The 2,010-nt window shown below is 68.3% G+C and carries 3 protein-coding genes; 2 read left to right on the top strand and 1 reads right to left on the bottom strand.

Annotation, left to right across the window (positions count from 1 at the left end; all coding sequences use genetic code 11):
• Nucleotides 1-223 precede the first annotated feature (223 nt).
• A complete protein-coding gene (locus FM051_RS49815) occupies nucleotides 224-1,111 on the top strand; it encodes an IS5 family transposase (RefSeq protein ID WP_420803678.1) in 888 nt (295 codons plus the stop codon).
• Here FM051_RS49815 and FM051_RS49810 read toward each other — a convergent pair.
• Nucleotides 1,095-1,349, bottom strand: a complete 255-nt coding sequence (locus FM051_RS49810; protein ID WP_202919537.1) for a hypothetical protein — start codon at nucleotides 1,347-1,349, stop codon at nucleotides 1,095-1,097. The genes FM051_RS49815 and FM051_RS49810 overlap by 17 nt on opposite strands.
• A 346-nt stretch (nucleotides 1,350-1,695) precedes the next feature.
• On the opposite strand from FM051_RS49810, the gene FM051_RS49805 reads away from it, so the two are divergent.
• Nucleotides 1,696-2,010: hypothetical protein (locus tag FM051_RS49805; protein WP_202919536.1), on the top strand; the 315-nt coding region annotated here is incomplete at its 3' end.

Raw genomic sequence — 2,010 nt, 5'->3', positions numbered from 1 at the left:
GATTCCTGGGTGACCATTCCACTGCGGGCCTCGACGTCCGGGGATCACCGAAGACTCCGGAAGAGTCGGGATCGCGCAGAGGAGAGTGAGCGTGCCGGAGAGGCAGGCGGCGACGTCAAGCGCCCGTTTCCGAACTGAGGGCGGGTGAGGGCCTTCGGTGCGGAGACGAGGGAACTCCTGGTAGATCGGACGGCGTCTATGCGCCGTTCCACCAGGAGTTCCGTTGTTATCGTGCCCGATCCCCGCCGGCGGTGTCACCGCGGGTGCCCCGTGTTGCCGTCTGGCCTCGTCCCTCGAGCCCACCCGGCGGGCCCGCCGGTATCCCACCGACGTCACCGATGCCCAGCGGGCGGTGCTCGATCCGCTGTTGCCCGATCCGGCGTGGCTCGCAGGTCGGGGCGGGCCTCGGGAGAAGCACTGCCGCCGCCTGATCGTCGACGCGATCCTGTACGTGGTGGACAACGGCATCAAGTGGCGCGCCCTGCCCGCGGACTTCCCGCCGTGGCCCACGGTCTACAAACGCTTTGCCCTGTGGGAGAAGGCCGGTGCGACGCAGCGGCTGCTCGACGGGCTGCGCGACCGCGCCCGGCCGGCTGCGGGTCGGGTCGCGGCGCCCTCGGCGGCGATCGTCGACTCGCAGTCGGTACGCGCGGCCGAGACGGTCGGGAAGACGACCCGCGGTTACGACGCGGGCAAGAAGGTCAACGGCCGCAAGCGTCACATCGTCGTGGACACCGTCGGCTTCCTGATGGCGGTACTGGTGACCCCGGCCTCCGCGCAGGACCGGGTCGCCGCCCGCAGCCTGCTGCGCCGGATGCGCGACACCGCTGGCGGGCGCGTCGCCCTGGTGTGGGCCGACGGCGGCTACACTGGTGGCCTGCCCGACTGGGCCCGCACCACCCTGGGCCTGGTGGTGCAGATCGTCAAACGCCCCGAACTTCCCTGCTTCACGGTGCTGCCCCGCCGCTGGGTGGTGGAAAGAACCCTGTGCCTGGATCACCGGTCACCGCGCTGCGTCCGTGACTACGAACGACTACGTCACCACCACGAGGCGATGGTCCGATGGGCCATGATCCGCATCACCAGCCGTCGACTCATGCAACCGCAGTAGTTCGGAAACGGGCGCCAACATCGAAGCGTTTGCGCGTCGGGTGGAGGTCGGTGCCCGCGAGCTCGCGGCGCAGCTGAGCGGCTTGAGACGCCAGCGCGGCCGGGTGCGGCTTCGGTTCGTTGTCCACCGCGCGGCGCAGCGCCCGGTCGCCGGTGAACGAGTCGACCAGACCGGGGTGCAGGCGGTCGAGCCGCAGCCCGAGCACCAGGTACTCGCGCACCACCCCGCCGGCGTCCACAGGACGGAAAGCCTACGTCACCCGTCCGGGCTACCGGTCGCACGCCGCGACCAAACCGGAAAAAGAAAAGATCACACGATCGTAGGTCACCGCTTATTGGTCGGAGCGCGGGTTGGGTATGTTTCGCACCGGAACGGGAGGATCCCGTTCGGTGCGACGAAGTGCATTCAAGGAGAGAAGCTCGTGCTGATGCAGGCGCAGCGACGACTCCCATCGCCACGAGCCTCGTGATGGTGGCCTCGCCCGCGTTCACCGACGATATCGACGTCGCCGGCCAGTGCGGCCGGGGGAACGCCGACGACGCAGCCAGCCCTTGCTTCATCGAACACACTAAGGAGTCAGTTTCATGTTGAAGAAGATTGGCGCAGCTTCCGCCATCACCGTGGCGATGCTGCTGTTCGCGTCGCCCGCCAACGCCCAAGACATTCTCCCGATTGACATCGACGACAGCAACGTCAACTTCTGCCACAACGACATCACCGCCGCCGGCGCCGCCATCACTACCACCGTCACTGGCCTCCTCCCCACGGAGGACGAGGCCACCGAGGGCGGCAGCTACGACTGCACGGTCTGGGAGGACGTGATCATCATCGTGGAGCAGGACGATGACGACCACGGCCACCACGGCCACCACGGCCACCACGGCTACAAGCCGCACGGC

Origin of the sequence: Saccharothrix deserti (assembly GCF_009769385.1) — a bacterium.
Taxonomy (GTDB): domain Bacteria; phylum Actinomycetota; class Actinomycetes; order Mycobacteriales; family Pseudonocardiaceae; genus Actinosynnema; species Actinosynnema deserti.
The sequence above is the reverse complement of the archived record's forward strand: the minus strand, read 5'-3'. Positions and strand labels throughout refer to the sequence as shown.